Here is a 15,871-nt window from a genome sequence, read left to right as displayed (position 1 = left end):
CTCCTAAATTGTATATACGGGACAAGAGATCCACTCCCTTGTCTAACTTGTTTTCTTTCTCTTTTTACTATTACTTTTAGCCCGGTTGTAACGACTGCCGCTTCCGCGCTGCTGGCTTGTCATCTTATACTTATTTTCTTCACCTTTTAATTCTATCATCGCATCACGAATTTCTGCGGCTCGTTCAAAATCTAGGTTTTGAGCAGCGAGACGCATTTCTTGCTCTAAGCTCGCAATAAGGGCAGCCAGCTCCTCAGGCGGAAGCTGCGATCCGTATGCTTGTTTGGTTTCGGCCACTTTTGTTGCTTCCGGCGCATCATGAACTATCTTGCGAATCGTTTGCGGGATAATTCCCATCTTCTCATTATAAGCCATTTGAATTGCCCGGCGTCGATTTGTCTCATCGAGGGCAACTTGCATCGATTGAGTTATCTTATCTCCGTACATGATGACCTTTCCTTGGGCATTACGCGCGGCGCGGCCAATGGTCTGGATCAGTGAGCGATCCGATCTGAGGAAGCCTTCTTTGTCAGCATCAAGAATGGCTACCAGGGAAACTTCAGGCAAATCCAGTCCTTCCCTCAGAAGATTGATCCCGACAACAACGTCAATCATGCCCAGGCGCAGCTCGCGCAGGATTTCCACACGTTCTAGGGTCTTAATATCAGAATGAAGGTATTTTACCTTTATTTCCAGATTTTTTAAATAATCGGTCAAATCCTCAGCCATTTTTTTGGTCAGCGTAGTAATTAGGACTCTTTCGCTGCGAGAAATTCTCTCGCGGATTTCTCCCAATAGATCATCAATCTGACCTTTCGTCGGACGGACCACCACTTCCGGATCCAGGAGACCCGTTGGGCGGATAATTTGTTCAACGACTGTCGGGCAGTGAGCTAGTTCATAAGGACCAGGTGTAGCACTGACAAAAACTATTTGGTTAATTATCCTTTCGAACTCGGCAAAGGTCAAGGGGCGGTTATCTAAAGCAGATGGAAGCCTAAAGCCAAAATCTACGAGCGTAGTCTTCCGTGAACGGTCTCCTTCGTACATTCCTCTCACCTGGGGAATTGAAACATGAGACTCATCGACAAAAAGCAAGAAATCTTCCGGGAAATAGTGGAGCAAGGTATAAGGCGTCTCTCCCGGTTCACGGAACGTTAAATGTCGGGAGTAATTTTCAATCCCGTTGCAAAAGCCCATTTCTCTGAGCATTTCCAAATCATACCGTGTCCTCTGTTCAAGACGTTGGGCCTCTAAGAGTTTATTTTGCGATTGCAATACCTGCAGACGTTCAGTTAATTCGAGTTCAATATTCTCTGCAGCCTTCATGACCTTTTCGTGGGCAGTTACATAGTGAGAATTAGGGAAAATTGCAACATGGTTTCTTTCGCCTAATATTTCCCCTGTTAAAACATTGATTTCGTAAATGTGTTCAATTTCATCACCGAACATCTCGACCCGAAGAACTTTTTCACTAGACGATGCCGGATAAACTTCTACAACGTCACCGCGCACACGAAAAGTTCCCCGAGTAAAAGCGATGTCATTGCGGTCATATTGAATTGAAATCAATTTGCGTAAAATATCATTGCGGTCAATAACTTGTCCCTGTCGCAAAGAAAGCACCAGATCACGATACTCCTCAGGTGAACCCAAACCATAAATGCAGGAAACGCTGGCAACTACCAGAACATCTCGCCGCTCGAAAAGTGCCGCCGTAGCGGAGTGACGCAATTTTTCTATCTCGTCGTTAATTGAAGCATCCTTCTCAATAAAGGTATCGCTGGAGGGAACGTAAGCCTCCGGCTGATAATAATCGTAATAACTCACAAAATACTCGACGGCATTTTCCGGGAAATACTCTTTAAATTCACTATAGAGCTGCGCCGCTAATGTTTTATTATGGGCCAGAACAAGGGTTGGCCTTTGGACTTTCGTGATAATGTTTGCCATGGTAAAAGTCTTACCCGAGCCGGTGACCCCAAGCAAGGTTTGAAAACGCCGTCCTTCCTTCACGCCGGCTGTCAAAGATTCGACGGCTTGGGGTTGATCCCCCGAAGATTGGTATGGAGCATGCAAACGAAATTCCATCCTTCGATCCCCTTTATAAAAGCAAGATAATTACAATAAGATATCTCTTATTTGGAAATATGCAAGTTAGTATTTAACTCAATGATAAAGCATATAATTATAATTTTTCTAAGTTTATTTTACCTCTAAAGAGATGTACATTCAACAAATCAGACCTTAGTTTACTTAGGCAGCCCTAAGATCCTTATTATTCTTAACCTTTCCGAAATTATCTAAGAGAAATAGCGGTTGTTGATCTGATACTTATTTTACTACATAGAGAACAACTTTGGAACTGATGTTCCGGTAATATTTTGAGACGGCGCTTCATCTTACCTATAGAGGATGGGAGTCTCTCGCTGGGCAATGTTAAAAGCTCCTCCTTTTAGTAAATAGTTTTTCATTGTTAAACCGTCTACTAAAAGGGGAGCTGCCCAGTATGTTCCCCCTGAATCATTTTTTATATGGTTTTATCAGCCTCCGCTGTCTCCGCTGCCTCCACTGCCTACTTTTTCTTGAGCTGCCTGATCTCCCTGGCCTTGCGACGAACTTTGTGAGGATTGAGCTTTTTGTTCTTGCTGCAACATTTCCGGGGGCACCGTTTTAACTTGTTCATTGGTTGTTTTTTCGGTTCCAATGACTTTTCCCTGGCCATCTAAATACTCTCGCGTAGTTTCCGTCTTAACTGTTTCCGTAACTTTTTTTACCCCCGGAGGAACATTGCTTGAATTTTGGCCTTGATTATCGCCGCCGCCTGACCCTTGCTGATCCCCTCCTTTGCTTTTACTGTCTCCCTGGGTTTTGCTGTCTCCTTGGCTTTTGCTCTGTGGTTTAGCCTTTGCGGTCTGCTGTTTTTGATCTTGTTCTGCACTCTGCATCGTTTTAACATAACTCTTTTGAATAACAGCCAGATTTTCCGGAGTCACTGTTTTAACTTGAATTATCTTGGCAGGAATTTCTCCTTGCTCGCTGGTAATAGAATCGCTGATATCAAGAGGCTCTTTGTTAATAATTTTTTGAGCCCACTGAAAGGCGTTTGCACCTTGGAGATAGGGGTTGGTATCCACATCACTCACCTGACTTCCACTCGCCATCCGTTCCAGGGAAGGGATAGTTGCCTGCCCTCCAATCAACAAAACCTTTTTAGCTAATTGTAATTGTTTCAAAGCATCGCTGGCGGCTTCCTCCAATTTTGCCGTATGAGCCAAAACAGCCTGAACCTTTCCGGAATTTTTTTGCAAGTAATCAGTCAGGCTTTGCTTAACCGTTGATTCCGATCCCGAAGGACTGGCAAACGTTTGCAGAGATATTTTTGGGTACTTGCTGAGCACCGATTTATTCCCGGCCAAAAGTTCTTGTGAACCTGTCTCACTGGGATCGCCCTGTAAAATGACGACTTGCCCCTCTGAAACTTTGCTTACCAGAGCTTGGGCCATAAGCTCACCCGTTTTTTCTTGATCCGGCGTTACTACTCCTGCGAGGTTAATGCCTGCCGGTACTTGACTGAGAGCTAGGACGGGGACTTTATTCGTCTGGGCATTTTTTAAGAGATTGGCGTTCCCTGCCTGATAGATCAAAACTTTAGCCCCTTTTAAGGCTGAATCATCTCCGGATCCGCTGGCGCCAAGATATTTGACTTTAACCTCTTCTTTCTTTGCCAAATCATCAATGCCTTTAGTAATCAGCAATTTATTAGGATCATTATCATTTAACGAAACTGCTATAGTTGAAGTTTTCGACGTGCTGGCTGAAGAAGTTTTGTTTTTGTTGCCTAAAAGGGCTTGAAGACCACAGCCACTTGTGGTTAAACTAAGACATAAACAAAAACTGAAAAAACTAACTAGGGTTCGTTTTCTTTTTGCCATGGAAACGCTCCTTTCGAACTCCTAATTTTGTCTTGCCTTTAGTTTTCCCTTGTCCTTTAAAATAATGCAGTTTGTCCAACTGCTTGTTTAAGTGACATTTGACTATTTCTTAATTTGGATGACATTCTCAATAGCTTAAAGGAGGGCTGAAATTGCCTGTCAAATTGGAACATATTCTTAATCGTGTTAATGCTCTTCCTCCTCTGCCTACTGCAGCCGTACGAGTCGTGACATTAACAAAAAATCCTTCTACTACAGTAAAAGAACTGGAAGCTGTTATTGGACAAGATCCTGCTTTAGCTGCCGGGATGCTGAAACAGGCTAACTCCGCCTACTATGGCTACGCTCGCCGCATCTCCTCTTTGCAAGAAGCAATAGTTATGTTGGGATTTCAGGCAGTTCAAGGATTGGCCATGGCCTCTGCCGTAGCTCCAATGCTTAAAACCGGTCTTATCGGCTACGAAATTGAACAAGAAGGCCTCTGGAAACATTCCATGCTCACAGCTATGGCAGCAAAGCGCCTGTGTCAATATTTAAAACTTCCCTTTACCGAAGTAGCCTTTACCACCGGTTTGCTTCATGACATTGGAAAATTAGTCATTTCCATTTATATACAGGAAGTCAATGCTGTTTTGGTTAGGAAAGTCCAGGAATCTGCCCTTTCTTATGTTGAACTAGAAGAAAAAGTAATTGGCTATGACCATGCAACGGTCGGCGGATACTTAGCCATCAACTGGAATCTGCCGGATGACCTGGTGGAGGGGATCTCTTACCATCATTTTCCCTTGAAGGCCCAAAACCACATTGATTTAGCATCAATCATCCATATTGCTAATGGCCTGGCAAGCTTACTCGGTACCGGCGGCGGTGTGGACAGCTTCTTCAACCCCCTGCAGCAAGAAATTCTAGACCGCTTTAACCTCAAGGAAAAAGATCTGGAACGTCTTATTGCAGAAGTTGGCGAGTACCTCGTTGATCCCTCCATTTTTGGCTAGACATCAAACTCGCTTTAAATCACCCATTAATTTTAAGTCTCCCAAAATGTTATTGAGAATAGTTTCCCTGCAGCCATCGAGCCTTTCAAAATCTACGGTTTCGGTATAATAAGCTTTAAGCTGTGATCTATGGGTCTGCCAAACTGCCAATGCTTCAATCAGTTTTTCACCAAATGGCCGTTCCAAACTCTGGTCAGCTAAGTTATCCGGATTACCTTGCCAAATAGCCAAATGACGCTCCGGAAATACAATTCCTATGACTTCATCTGGGTTAAGAGGATGTAACACAATTTCGATCAATTGCCCAAGTTGCTGAGCTTCACTTAAAACCCAATCTAAAGCATCCAACGTTTCGTCTCCTTCAAGACGTATCTGATCGAAGTCCATGAGGAAATAAGGCGCAAGGTTAAGCCAGCCTTCTGCAGTCAAGCCATGCAAAAAGTACGGATTAATACTACTCTTTTGCAGTAGTTTTACAGCATTCTCTGCCAGTGGCCAAGGACCGGTGTTTTCCTTTTTCACCTTTAAATGAGCGGAATTGCCCAAAATCCAAGACATATCTTCACCTTTCTGCTTTCTTGCTGTGCTTCTCCCGATTAAAGAACTTAATTCAGCTGCCAATTCTTCTTCCACACTCTGTTGAAGCAGCTGAAGCTGGGTTTCAAGCTTTAGAATATGTAACCGCTGCTTCTCAAGCTTTTGCTGATCGCAAAAACGATTGAAATCTATAAACGTTTCCACTACTCCCGGCGCACGCCAGCGCAGTGGCGAGATTTCCATCATATCCAGCATCACCAGTCCCATACGCGGCATAATAAAACCTGCCATGGAATCCGGGTCTCGAGCAGAACGCATAAAATCAATCTCATATCCCCGATCCAATAATTCCAAGCCAATTACTTTAATTAGGGTCGATTTACCTGTTCCGAGCCCCCCTAACAGCACATAGACTCTTTGCCAATTAGGCATCATATTGGGCAGCAGGGAAATATACCCTCGTGTCGTTATTCCTTCACCAAAGTAATGTCTCACCCCTGTTTTATTTCCCATCCTCAACCAACCCCCGTTGTTTTTTTATATCAGCGTAGTCTATGCAGCTGGGCCTGCGGGGGTGAATCTATAGCTAGTGGATAAAAAACGAGGTTGTGCAAAATGGTTTGCAGCAACCTCGTTTAGTTTAGTTTAGTTTAGTTTAGTTTAGTTTAGTTTAGTTTAGTTTAGTTTAGTTTTATTCAATCGTATGATACCCACTTCTGCGAGCAGGAATTATTCCCGAGTTTACTTAAATTTTCCTTGCAACGTTTGAACTGCTTTTAAAAGCTGAGGATCAAAATTAGTATCCGTCGGTGAAAGAGTAGCCTGCTGGCCCTTACCCAGTTCAACCTTCACATCGGGCTCAATTCCAATTTTATGGATGGAGATCTTTTTAGGAGTGAGATATTTCGCCGTCGTTAGTTTAACGCTCGTCCCTGCGTCAAGGGGGAAAATTGTTTGGACTATCCCTTTGCCAAAAGTCTTCACGCCTACTAAAGTTCCGGTTTTATCGTCTTTAATGGCACCGGAGACAATCTCAGCAGCTGAAGCACTCTCTTCATTGACAAGGACAACTAAGGGCATTCCTAGATACGTCCCGGCAGCCATTTTAGTATCTACGTTACCTTGTTTATCAACTATATACACTACAGGTCCCGATGGAACAAAATAACTCGCAACCTGAACTGCTGCATTAAGCTCGCCGCCATGATTATATCTTAAATCTAAGATTATGCCTTTGTATTTTTTGATATTCATCGTGTTTAATGTCTCTTTTAATTCATCACCGGTATCTGAGGCAAACTGAGTAATATTAATATAAGCAATATTAGGATGCCCCGGCAATGTTTCCCCATCGACGGTGGGAACTGTAATATCTTCCCTCGTCAAGCTCACCGTATAATTTTTGTTTGTGCTCGCCCGATATAAGCCTAAGACGACCTTTGTTCCAGGGTCACCACGCATTAAATTCACCGCTTTATCTTGATCCATCCCGGCTGTATCAGTGTTATTAATTTTGTTTACAACATCCCCAGGCTGAATTCCCGCTTTGCTTGCCGGCGAATTTTTGATTGGACGCAAAACTACAAGTTTTTTAGGGTCCTTTAAACTTAGAACGATTCCCACACCGCCAAACTTGCCCTCCAGAGCTTGAAACAATTCTTGGTTCTCCTGAGCATTCATATAGGTTGAGTAGGGATCCCCTAAAATGTCAACAATTCCCTTCGTAGCCCCCTCCACTAACTGAGCATTCGAAACATTCTCGAGATAATCGTTGTGAATAAGTTGGACAACGTGAACCAAACGTCCAATATTATCGACGTTGGCGATCACAATTCCGCCTACGGTGGCAGTTACCAGAACACAAACTATAAGTAAGACAACGCCAATAGGTTTTAATATTCTTTTCCAATTCCACTCCTGCACTCAAAGTCAAACCCTTTCCTCAAGTCTTGCTCTATTATATGCTTATCCCCCTGCAGAAATACTGCTTATCCCTTAGTGGGGGAAAAATTGCAGCGGATCCGTTGGGTTTCCACTAACTCTTACCTCGAAATGCAAATGCGGACCGGTGCTCCAGCCAGTGGAACCAACATAGCCAATCACTTGATTCGCTTCCACGGTTTGCCCTTCGGTAACATTCAATTTTGATTGGTGTCCATAAAGCGAGGAAATCCCATGACCATGATCGATGATGACCATGTTGCCATAGGCAACATTCCAACCGGCCACGATAACGACCCCGCTTCCGGCAGCATGAATCTCGGTACCCATGGGAGCCATTATATCCGTCCCCGTATGTAAGCTTTGCTGATGGGTAATAGGATGAGTCCGCCAACCATAAGGGTCACTGATCTCATAATGCCCTGGCAAGGGCCAGGTGGAGATAGTCCCGTCTCCTTTGTTTTTTCCGGCTTGAGCCGCCTGAAGTTTTCGAATCTTATCATTAAGAGCATTAGCCTCTGTTTGCAGACGTTCTACTTCGTCATAAGAAGCTTGTACTGCTTTCTGATTTTCCTCCAAGGCTGTTCGCTGTTGTGCCTTTTTGCCATCTAGATCCGCTTTGGCCTTTGCCGCCTGAACTTGCAGCTGAGCGGCTTGATCCCTCTTTTTTTGCAAGTCTTGCGTTTTCTGAGTGATTTTTTCTTTTTGATCCTTAATGTCTGTTAATAACTTGTGATCATTAGCTATCAATTTGTTAAAGTATTCCATTCGCGTTATAAAATCACCCAAATTGGCAGATTGAAAGAGCAGTTCAAAATAACTAATTTGCCCATTCTCATAAATTCCCCGCGCTCGTTTCCCAAGGGCAGTTCTGCGATCGTCTAACTCCTGTTGTTTCTGTGCCAATTCTTTCTGGGCAATCCGGACTTGAGTTTGTGCCTGGGTAAAAGCAATCTGCTTTTGTGCTAGCAGCGACTGGGCGGCGGAAATTTGGGTATCCAACTGAGCAAGCTGTACTTTCAATTTATCAGCAGTATAGGTCAATTGGTGTAATTTGTTCTGTGCTTGATTTTTTTGGCTGGAGATTGATTGCTGCTGATCTACTGCGTCGTTAAGCTCACTGGCCTGAGTGGGCACCCTTGAGGTTATAAGCAGCGCAAGACATAATGTCATGATTAGGCTCACTTTTTTCTTGGACATACACTCCCCCCTAGGACTCACAGATTCAAAAACGTGCTAAGGAATGCATTATTACGCATTATCCTTAGCACATAACTCATTTTTGGTCAGGAATGCAGGAATTTCTGCAAAGAAACCCCGCTGCCAACAGCACCCATAGCCATACCGGCAAGTAAAAGCCCTCCTAATACTTGACGGAAGAGGACAACATTGCGCACAACCGGCAAAAAGGTAAGTGTTGACTGAATATACATCGTTATCCAATTGTAGCCCATTCCGACAACCAGAGCTGCGAGCCCCCCTCCCAGAAGGCCTAAGGTCAGCCCTTCAATCAGAAACGGCCAGCGTATAAATCCATTGCTTGCTCCTACTAATTTCATGATCTGAATCTCGCGGCGTTTGGAAAAAACATTCATTTTAACATTAATAGAAATAAGCACCACCGATGCAATACTAAAGGCACCAACGACAGCAAAACCGATCCAGCGCAGCCATTTAGTAAATTGCAAAAGCTTATCCACATACCCTTGTCCATAACGTACAGTATCAATTTCCGGTAAAGCCGATATGGCGGCGGCAAGGTTTTCAACATCTTGAGGATTGGTTGCTTTAATCGTTAACTTATCAGGAAAAGGATTAGTCCCCCCCAAATCTGTCACAAGATTACTTTGCGAACCTCCCATGTTTTTCCCAAAATCAGCTAAGGCTTGCTGCTTGGTTACAATAGTCACAGAAGAAACCCCCGTCATCCCTTGAATTTGACTCTGAAGAGTCTGAACTTGGTCCACGGTAGCATCGTCTTTGACAAAGGCAGCAATTTCCAGCTGAGATTCGAAGGATTGGGCCACATTGGAAGCATTGGCTAAAAAGAAGATGGAAAAGCCTAAGATAACGAGGGATACCATAACCGTCAGTACCGATGCAATACTTAGCCAAGGATTTCGTTTCATGGAATGGCCAGTTTCGCGCAAAATATAGCGAGGAAAATTAAACGTCATAACCGTATCCTCCCATTTCCTCATCTCGTGCAACTCGACCATTTTCAATCGCAATTACTCGTTTTTGCATTTTATTAACAATAGCGCGAGCATGAGTAGCCATAACGATCGTTGTTCCTCGCTTGTTAATGTTAAAAAGCAAGTCCATAATCCCCCATGCAGTCTCAGGATCAAGATTCCCTGTCGGCTCATCTGCTATTAATAAAGCCGGGTTGTTAATTATAGCACGTGCCACACAAACACGCTGCTGTTCCCCGCCGGACAATTCATTGGGAAAGGCATTCTCCTTACCCGCAAGCCCAACAAGTTCCAACATATTGCTGGTACGAGCCCGAACCTCTTTCCTAGGGACACCAATTACCTCAAGGGCAAAGGCCACATTTTCCTGAACAGTTTTATTGGGCAATAATTTAAAATCTTGAAAGATTACCCCAATACTGCGCCGCAGGTAGGGAACTTCCCTTTCTTTCATCCGAACTAAGTTTTTTCCGTTGATTTGAACCTGTCCCCGAGTCGGAGTTTCATCGCGGTAGAATAATTTAATCAGAGTCGACTTTCCGGCTCCGCTTGGTCCCACCAAAAACACAAACTCCCCTTTGTCAATTTTCAGATTGACATCTACGAGGGCTCTGGCACCATTCGGATAAATCTTGGATACATTTCTTAACTGAATCATACAGTCCTCCTTGATTTTCGTGAGCCACGCCCTTTTTAGCATAACCCTTATTTATTCGACACCTCTCGCGATTTTCCTGTTCATAAATTCAGCCAATTTCTTTTTAAATCTAAAGATTTTGTTAAACCTCTTTTACGGCACCCTTGACAATACCGCTCATACCGTATATATTGTTTATGCACAGTACAGGCGAACTGGAATTCAGGCAGCCTTATTTGGAAGGAAGTGAATGTCTGGCTATGAACATTATTATTTCTAATTCTTCTCCTGAGCCTATCTACCAACAAATTGTCAACCAATTCAAACACCTCATTCTCAATGGAGAACTCTCCGAAGCCGAAGCGCTCCCTTCCATTCGCTCTCTGGCGAAGGAATTGCAAATTAGTGTCATTACTTCTAAGAGAGCCTATGAAGATCTGGAAAGAGATGGGTATATAGAAACTGTCCCCGGAAAGGGTTCTTTTGTATCAGCTCAGAATAAAGAACTATTGCGGGAAAAACGCTTACGTGTTGTTGAGGAAAAAGTTTCTGAAGCTATTACCGCGGCCAGAATCGCTGGTTTAAGCCAACAAGAACTTCTGGAAATGTTCACGTTACTTTATGAAGACAGCTGAAACCTTGCCTGCAAGATTGAATTCCCACAAATTTTTTTCTAAGGAGGAAGCGGTATGACTTCAACAGATGATATTCTTTCTGTGCAAAATTTGACAAAACACTTCAAAGATTTTACCCTGCAATCGGTCAGTTTTAATTTGCCACGGGGTTATGTCATGGGATTCATCGGTCCCAACGGCTCCGGGAAAACTACAACTCTTAAGTTAATTATGAATTTGCTGCGCAAAGACAGCGGAGAGATCAATATTTTCGGGCTGGATCATCAGGCCCACGCCCTAGAGATTAGAGAGCGAATTGGCTTCGTCTTCGATGAGAACCATTACTATGACGAACTAAGCCTGCGGGACATGAGTAGAATCGTTGCTTCTTTTTATAAGTACTGGGATTCTAAGGTATTTGCCCGGTATTTAAAGGACTTCGATCTCAATCCTACGCAAAAAATTAAGCAACTGTCCAAAGGAATGAAAATGAAATTCTCCCTTGCCATTGCTCTCTCCCATCAAGCAGAACTCTTAATTATGGATGAACCAACGGCAGGCCTGGATCCGCTGGTTCGCTCTGAACTGTTGGAAATCCTAACCGCTCTGCTCCAAGATGAGCGAAAATCCGTCTTCTTCTCAACCCACATTACCTCTGATCTCGATAGGATCGCCGATTTTGTTACCTTTCTTAACAAGGGCCGAATTGTCTTAAGTTCGCCCAAGGATGACATTTTAGATAATTACGGAATTGTTAAAGGAGCACAAGAGCTGCTAACCTCTGAAACAAAACGTCTATTCGTTGGCCTAAAAATAAATAGTTATGGTTTCGAGGGACTAATCAAGGATAAAAGAAGCTTAGCTCAAAGCTTTAAAGAACGTGTCGTTTTGGAAAAGCCAACCTTAGAAGATATCATGCTTTATACCGTAAAGGGGGAATCTGCATGCTGACCATCCTTAATCTGATCAAAAAAGATTTTTTCATTTTAAAAAGGTCTTTATGGATTCCAGTTTTTTATGGTTTTTTTGCTCTCATTGCTTTTAGCAACCTTAAAAGTGGAGTACTAAGCGCTGTTTTTGTTGGTGTAGCTTATAGTCTTATTACCCAAGCTTGTGCCCAGGACGAAAAAAACAAATCTGAAATTATGGTCATTTGTCTCCCCCTTTTACGAAGAGATATAGTCCTGGCTAAGTATTTCTCAGCCCTTCTCTACGGGATTATCGGCTTATTTTCTTATCTCCTGGCTCAGGTCGTCGTGTCGTTCTTAGGAATATCCCTTGAGGTCCAGAAAATCACGATTCCCGGACTTATAGGTGCTGTCAGTGCTCTCATTATCCTTGTTTCAATCTATTTTCCTCTTTACTTCAAATTCGGATACCTTCGTTCCCGAATGTTCGGTATGATTCTCTTTTTTGCTTGTTTCTTTTCTATTCCTTTTGCTGCCGGACTTCTGGCTTATTCCTCCGGAATATATCATGGCCTGCTTCTGCAATCGGTTTCAGCGGCTTTGCTGAAGTTTGCCGGGTGGCTGAAATTCCAAACCGATTGGCAAATTGGCTGTTATCTGGCGGCGCTGAACATTATTATGTTTAGTCTATCTGCCGGACTATCGCTGAGATTTTATGCCCATAGGGAATTCTAAGTCACGGGTATCTGATGACAGCCTGAGTCTAATCTCCTTTATGCGTGAAGGAATGAAACAAAGTCCTCGGGTCAGGCAGATTCGCCCACACCGTTCACTCAGCATTCCAAGGCTCGCCCACTCGGTTGCGAGGGAGCTCCACCAAACCTCCGGGTAATACCTGATGTGAACCATGGCTCCGCTCTCCTACGCAATCTTCGTGGACTTTACCGCCTCTCCATACAATGAGTTCACTCTTGTGGGCGAACCTGCCTTGCTCGGAAGCATGAAAGTGATCCTTAGGGTCGAGAAACTTTACAAATACAAAAAAGTATCCCGTGGGGAACAAAACTCAGAGTTTTGTTCCCCACGGGATTATTTACAATCAGATAGATTTCAGTTTATTTTTTCGCCAGCACTTCGCGAACGGCTTTCACGAGATCTTCTTTCCCTAAGCCAAATTTCTCAAGAAGTTCGTAAGGACGTCCGGACTCTCCAAAGGTATCTTTGAGACCGACCCGTACCATAGGTGTCGGCAGTTTTTCTCCCAAAACCTCGGCAATGGCACTGCCCAGACCGCCGATAATGTTATGCTCTTCTGCAGTTACAACAGCTCTTGTCTCTTTAGCCACGCGCAGGATTGTCTCTTCGTCAAGAGGTTTTACTGAAGAAACATTAACGACACTGACGCTGATTCCTTCACCGGCTAATAGTTCAGCAGCTTCCATGGCGGCAGCTACCATCAGGCCATTGGCCATAATAGCAGCATCGGTTCCTTCTTTGAGAACCGTTGCCTTCCCGATTTCAAAATGATAGTCCTCGTCAAAGAGCACAGGCACTTCTAAGCGTCCCATGCGAATGTAAACGGGGCCTTGGTGCTCGGCAGCCGCTAAAATCATCTGGCGAGTTTCCTCCCCGTCTGCGGGAACTAGGACTACCATATTCGGGAGAGCACGCATAATAGCGACATCTTCGATGGCTTGATGAGAACCGCCGTCTTCCCCGACAGAGATTCCTGCATGAGTTGCCGCAATCTTTACATTCAGTTTCGGATAGGCAATGGAATTACGAATCTGCTCAAATGCCCGGCCGGTAGCAAAAATAGCAAAACTACTGGCAAAAGGAATCTTTCCGGCGGCAGCTAACCCCGCTGCCGTTCCCAACAAATTCCCTTCAGCAATGCCCATATTAAAGAAACGTTCGGGATAGTTCTTGCCAAATTCCGCAGTCTTCGTCGACTTCGATAAATCGGCATCTAAAACAACGACATTAGGATTTTCCTTCCCTAAGATAAGAAGAGCTTTGCCGTATGCGTCTCGTGTTGCTGCTTTATTAGCCAAGGGATAGTCCCTCCTCTCGTAATTCTTTGAGGGCCTGTTCAGCTTGTTCAGCATTCGGTGCGCTGCCATGCCAACCCACTTGGTTTTCCATGAAGGAAACCCCCTTGCCCTTTACTGTTTTAGCGATGAGAATTGTTGGTTTTCCTTTAACCTGTTTTGCTTCAGCAAAGGCCTTTTCTAAAGCCTCAATATCGTGCCCATCAACTTCAATCACATGCCAGCAAAATGCACGCCATTTATCCGCCAAAGGCGCTGACGACATAACACTGTCTGTTGGTCCGTCAATTTGCAAGCCGTTATAATCTAAGATGGCTGTAAGATTATCCAGTTTATAATGCGCTGCAGCCATCGCCGCTTCCCAAACCTGTCCTTCAGCCACTTCTCCGTCACCAAGCAATACGTAAACATGATAGTCTTTCTGATCAAGCTTCCCAGCCAGAGCCATACCATTGGCTACTGAAAGGCCTTGTCCTAAAGAACCTGATGACATATCGACACCAGGCGTCCTTTTCATATCGGGATGCCCTTGAAGCATTCGGCCCGTTTGCCGCAGACCCAAAAGTTCATCCTTGGGGAAATAGCCTTTTTCAGCAAGAGCAGCATAGAGAACTGGGGCAGCATGTCCTTTAGAAAGAACAAAACGATCTCGATCTGCCCAATTAGGTTCTTGTGGATTTATTCTCATTTCCTTAAAGTACAAAGTTGCCACAATATCGGCAGCTGATAGGCTTCCCCCGGGATGTCCCGCCTTTGCGGGCACCAGCATGGTAATAATGTCTTGGCGAATGAGATTCGCTTTGCGTTTTAAATCAACAATGCTCAAGAGATTCCCTCCTTTAGATCCCTTTTCCGAGTGAGGTTTTTCTTCAATACTCACAACAAGATTATTTTATCGCTAACATTAACGGACTGTTTTTGTTTTTTGCAGGTAGGCTGCAATAAAAGGATCAAGTTCACCGTCCATCACGGCAGACACATTCCCTGTTTCAACATTCGTTCGATGGTCCTTCACCATACTGTAGGGATGGAAGACGTAGGAACGAATTTGGCTGCCCCAAGCAATCTCTTGTTGTTCACCTCGTAGTTCCGAGATCTCATTTTCTTGCTCTTTGCGTTTTAACTCCAGCAGCTTAGCCTGCAAAACCCTCATAGCGTAGGCTCGATTTTGAATCTGGGAACGTTCACTTTGGCATTGAACAACAACTCCGGTAGGCAAGTGAGTAATCCGAATGGCCGAATCAGTCTTGTTGACGTGCTGACCGCCCGCTCCGCCTGAGCGGTAAGTGTCTACCCTCAAATCCTCCGGATCAATTGTAATTTCGCTGTCGTCGGCAACTTCCGGAATAACATCAACGGAAGCAAAGGAAGTATGACGACGACCAGAAGCATCAAAGGGGGAGATTCGTACCAGTCGATGGACTCCTTTTTCCGACTTAGCGTATCCATAAGCATTTTCACCGCTAAAAGACAGCGTGGCACTTTTTATACCCGCTTCCTCACCGGGTAAGAAATCCAAAGTTTCGACTTTAAATCCGTGTTGTTCGCCCCATCTGGTATACATCCGGCAGAGCATTTGTACCCAGTCCTGGGCCTCGGTGCCCCCTGCACCGGCATGGAGCGTGACAATGGCATTATTCCTGTCATAGGGACCTGCTAAAAGAAGTTCCAGTTCCAAGGCTTCAAATTTGGTTAACAGTGCTTTAACTCCCTGCTCGACGTCCGGCTCAAGAGTTAGATCATCTTCCTCCATCGCTAACTGCCAAAGAGTTTCCGTTTCTTCCAGATCCTTTTTTAACTCCTCATAGAGTTTTACCTTTCCCTGGTGAAACGCTAAGTCTTGCATAATCTTTTGAGCAAGAACAGGATCATCCCATAAATCAGGGCGATGAAATTCGGTCTCCAGAGCACTTATCTTTTCTATTCTCTGGGTGACGTCAAAGGGAGACCCTCAAATCTGCCAAGCGTGCATTTAAAGTTTCCAGATCCTTTTTCCAATCAGAAAGCACTGTCAATTCACCCTTCCAAACCTAATTTTTAAACGTATAACTTTTTCGT

14 protein-coding genes are annotated in these 15,871 nt (G+C 44.2%); 4 read left to right on the top strand and 10 right to left on the bottom strand.

Features of this window, described 5'->3' with window-relative positions:
• Positions 1 to 42: 42 nt before the first annotated feature.
• On the bottom strand, positions 43 to 2,091 hold the full coding sequence (uvrB, locus tag B5771_RS17940; protein ID WP_088188751.1) for an excinuclease ABC subunit UvrB: 2,049 nt from the start codon (positions 2,089 to 2,091) through the stop codon (positions 43 to 45).
• 452 nt (positions 2,092 to 2,543) lie between these two features.
• Positions 2,544 to 3,935, bottom strand: coding sequence for a substrate-binding domain-containing protein (locus B5771_RS17935; protein ID WP_088188750.1), 1,392 nt, complete (start codon positions 3,933 to 3,935; stop codon positions 2,544 to 2,546).
• A 152-nt stretch (positions 3,936 to 4,087) separates the two neighbouring features.
• Here B5771_RS17935 and B5771_RS17930 point away from each other — a divergent pair, with 152 nt between their 5' ends.
• A complete protein-coding gene (locus B5771_RS17930) occupies positions 4,088 to 4,930 on the top strand; it encodes an HDOD domain-containing protein (protein WP_088188749.1) in 843 nt (280 codons plus the stop codon).
• 3 nt (positions 4,931 to 4,933) lie between these two features.
• Here B5771_RS17930 and B5771_RS17925 read toward each other — a convergent pair whose 3' ends face one another.
• The 5 genes from B5771_RS17925 to ftsE all read right to left on the bottom strand — a co-directional run bounded on the left by B5771_RS17925 (position 4,934) and on the right by ftsE (position 10,261).
• Complete coding sequence (locus B5771_RS17925) at positions 4,934 to 5,980, bottom strand: hypothetical protein (RefSeq protein WP_088188748.1); 1,047 nt, start codon at positions 5,978 to 5,980, stop codon at positions 4,934 to 4,936.
• Between the two features lie 228 nt (positions 5,981 to 6,208).
• Positions 6,209 to 7,390 (bottom strand): S41 family peptidase, encoded by a 1,182-nt coding sequence (locus tag B5771_RS17920; protein WP_088188747.1) that lies wholly within the window; start codon positions 7,388 to 7,390, stop codon positions 6,209 to 6,211.
• A 72-nt stretch (positions 7,391 to 7,462) separates the two neighbouring features.
• Positions 7,463 to 8,608: a M23 family metallopeptidase gene (locus B5771_RS17915; RefSeq protein ID WP_088188746.1), complete on the bottom strand. Its 1,146-nt coding sequence runs from the start codon at positions 8,606 to 8,608 to the stop codon at positions 7,463 to 7,465.
• 86 nt (positions 8,609 to 8,694) lie between these two features.
• A complete protein-coding gene (gene ftsX, locus B5771_RS17910; RefSeq protein WP_088188745.1) occupies positions 8,695 to 9,585 on the bottom strand; it encodes a permease-like cell division protein FtsX in 891 nt (296 codons plus the stop codon).
• Positions 9,575 to 10,261: a cell division ATP-binding protein FtsE gene (gene ftsE / locus B5771_RS17905; protein WP_088188744.1), complete on the bottom strand. Its 687-nt coding sequence runs from the start codon at positions 10,259 to 10,261 to the stop codon at positions 9,575 to 9,577. The genes ftsX and ftsE overlap by 11 nt, the downstream gene beginning before the upstream one ends.
• A gap of 239 nt (positions 10,262 to 10,500) precedes the next feature.
• On the opposite strand from ftsE, the gene B5771_RS17900 reads away from it, so the two are divergent.
• From B5771_RS17900 to B5771_RS17890, 3 genes are read left to right on the top strand one after another with little or no spacing between them, the layout of a single operon-like run.
• The gene (locus B5771_RS17900) at positions 10,501 to 10,875 is read left to right on the top strand and encodes a GntR family transcriptional regulator (protein ID WP_088188743.1); all 375 of its coding nucleotides are present in this window, start codon (positions 10,501 to 10,503) and stop codon (positions 10,873 to 10,875) included.
• A gap of 54 nt (positions 10,876 to 10,929) precedes the next feature.
• Positions 10,930 to 11,805 (top strand): ABC transporter ATP-binding protein, encoded by an 876-nt coding sequence (locus B5771_RS17895; protein WP_088188742.1) that lies wholly within the window; start codon positions 10,930 to 10,932, stop codon positions 11,803 to 11,805.
• Positions 11,799 to 12,497, top strand: a complete 699-nt coding sequence (locus B5771_RS17890; protein ID WP_088188741.1) for an ABC-2 transporter permease — start codon at positions 11,799 to 11,801, stop codon at positions 12,495 to 12,497. The genes B5771_RS17895 and B5771_RS17890 overlap by 7 nt, the downstream gene beginning before the upstream one ends.
• Positions 12,498 to 12,877: 380 nt before the next feature.
• Here the strand turns inward: B5771_RS17890 and B5771_RS17880 are convergent, their stop codons facing one another.
• The 3 genes from B5771_RS17880 to prfB form a co-directional block, all read right to left on the bottom strand.
• Positions 12,878 to 13,816: a transketolase C-terminal domain-containing protein gene (locus B5771_RS17880; RefSeq protein ID WP_088188739.1), complete on the bottom strand. Its 939-nt coding sequence runs from the start codon at positions 13,814 to 13,816 to the stop codon at positions 12,878 to 12,880.
• Entirely contained in the window at positions 13,809 to 14,639 is an 831-nt protein-coding gene (locus tag B5771_RS17875) for a transketolase (RefSeq protein WP_088188738.1), read from the bottom strand. Before B5771_RS17875 ends, B5771_RS17880 begins: the two co-directional genes overlap by 8 nt.
• A 78-nt stretch (positions 14,640 to 14,717) precedes the next feature.
• Positions 14,718 to 15,822, bottom strand: a protein-coding gene (gene prfB / locus B5771_RS17870; protein WP_207652715.1) for a peptide chain release factor 2 whose coding sequence is annotated in 2 segments (ribosomal slippage) — positions 14,718 to 15,752 and positions 15,754 to 15,822 — 1,104 coding nt in all. Because the reading frame shifts where the segments join, the coding sequence is not laid out codon by codon here.
• Between the last annotated feature and the right edge of the window lie 49 nt (positions 15,823 to 15,871).

This window comes from Desulfosporosinus sp. FKA, assembly GCF_002196785.1.
Taxonomy (GTDB): Bacteria; Bacillota; Desulfitobacteriia; order Desulfitobacteriales; family Desulfitobacteriaceae; genus Desulfosporosinus; species Desulfosporosinus acididurans.
This window is presented reverse-complemented; position numbering and strand designations above follow the sequence as displayed.